This window comes from Mucilaginibacter sp. (genome assembly GCF_036383575.1).
GTDB lineage: Bacteria > Bacteroidota > Bacteroidia > Sphingobacteriales > Sphingobacteriaceae > Mucilaginibacter.
Genome location: NZ_DASVOB010000734.1, coordinates 1 through 1,775 on the forward strand (window position 1 = coordinate 1; position 1,775 = coordinate 1,775).

The window sequence follows — 1,775 nt, forward strand, 5'->3', positions numbered from 1 at the left end:
CAAAGCGCGCAACAGCATATTCATCAGAAATTGATAGATAAAGCCAAAGAGTATCTGACAACCACTGCTTTGTCTGTAGCGGAGATCGCTTATGAACTGGGATTTGAGCGTCCGCAATCTTTCAATAAGTTATTCAAATCAAAAGCCAGTCTTTCGCCGTTGGAGTTCCGGCGGTCATTTAACTGACCTGTCTCTGGGCGTTAATAGATCTTATTCAAACAGCCTGGCAAAGTGATTTTCCAGGTGGTTGCGCATACCATTTCGAAGCATTTCTGCCGATCCTTTCTCAATGAGGTCGATGAGGCCGGCGTGCGATACGAATTTTTTAAGTTTTACAGGCTTTTTCAGCAGGCCGCTCTGATGTACATAGTCAAACACGGGCAAAAGCATTTTCTGAAATTTGCGAAGCGTTTCGTTTCCGGTGATATCATACAATTTCCCGTGAAAGCGGATCTCCTGTTCCACATCAAAAATAGCTGCCTGGGAAGCTAAGGGTTCTACCGAAACAATAGCCCGCAGCTCGGCGATATCTTCAGGTTTTACACGTTCGATAATAAAATCGGCCATCCCGATCTCCAGCGCCAGCCGCATTTCAAAAATTTCCTTTAAAGTAGATTTATCCAGAATCTCCGGGTTCATGCTTTTTTCAAGGATGGAAACCAAGTCGGGGCTGGTGAGTACAGCGCTGCGTTTTTTCTTGGATTCTATCAGTCCCATCAATCGCAACCTGAGTAAGGCCTCCCTGATCACTGTTCTGCTTACGCCGAGAGCTTCAGCTAATTCCAGCTCCTTTGGAATAGGGTCGCCAACCTTAAACTTTTTTTCAACAAACAGTTCAACCAGGTTCTTTTCAACCCGGTCAACCAGCGAACTGGTATCAATGTTTTTTATGCTTTGAATAAGGCCGTTGCTTTTCATTTTTCTTTCCCTGCAAACATACAAATCAACCGTAAATAATACCCGAAATCATTTAGTGTATTTGAAACACCCAGTAAATCAGCCGAAAAATATTTTACCGGATTGATTTGCAAAATTAAAAATAAAACTTCATAATTGTATTATGTCATACATAATACAAAATAAACGATAAAATATGAACCAAAGTTTTACACTAAAAAAAGGGCTGATGACCATAATGAGCTTGTTGCTTTTTGTGGTTGTTCAGGCCCAAACAAAAAAGATCAGCGGCAAAGTGACCGCTGATGACGACCACAGTTCGCTGCCCGGTGTGAGCGTGACCATTAAAGGCACAACACAAGGCGGCCCAACATCGGCCGATGGTACCTACACTATTCAGGCATCGCCAAATGATGTGCTGGTTTTCCGTTTTATGGGATACGGAACACAGGAAATTACAGTTGGGCAGCAAACGATGATTAACATAGCACTAAAACCCGATAACAAAGCCCTTAACGAAGTGGTGGTAGTAGGTTACGGAACCCAATCGCGCAAAAGCGTTACCAGCGCCATTGCCACTTTAGATAATAAAGTATTGGCGACTGCGCCGAGGGCAAATATTGGCAGTGCGCTGCAGGGAACCGTTTCAGGTTTACAGGTAGTTAATAGTAGTGGCGCTCCCGGTGCAACTCCGCTTATTGTGCTGAGGGGTGGAGCATCTATTAATAGTCCGGGTGCCCCATTAGTGGTGGTAGATGGGGTTATCCGGGCTTATAATGATATCCCGGCAGATGATATCGCCTCAATCGACCTGTTGAAAGATGCAGCTTCGACAGCTATTTATGGTGCCCGCGCCAATAATGGGGTGATACTGATCA

Annotated in this window: 3 protein-coding genes; 2 read left to right on the forward strand and 1 reads right to left on the reverse strand. The window is 44.3% G+C overall.

Features of this window, described 5'->3' with window-relative positions; translation table 11 throughout:
* A partial coding sequence (locus VF500_RS26430; protein ID WP_330862535.1) for a helix-turn-helix domain-containing protein occupies positions 1-186 on the forward strand: 186 nt, incomplete at its 5' end.
* 24 nt (positions 187-210) lie between these two features.
* On the opposite strand, the gene VF500_RS26435 is transcribed toward VF500_RS26430, so the two are convergent.
* The gene (locus VF500_RS26435) at positions 211-918 is read right to left on the reverse strand and encodes a FadR/GntR family transcriptional regulator (protein ID WP_330862536.1); all 708 of its coding nucleotides are present in this window, start codon (positions 916-918) and stop codon (positions 211-213) included.
* Between the two features lie 175 nt (positions 919-1,093).
* Here VF500_RS26435 and VF500_RS26440 point away from each other — a divergent pair.
* A partial coding sequence (locus VF500_RS26440; RefSeq protein WP_330862537.1) for a carboxypeptidase-like regulatory domain-containing protein occupies positions 1,094-1,775 on the forward strand: 682 nt, incomplete at its 3' end.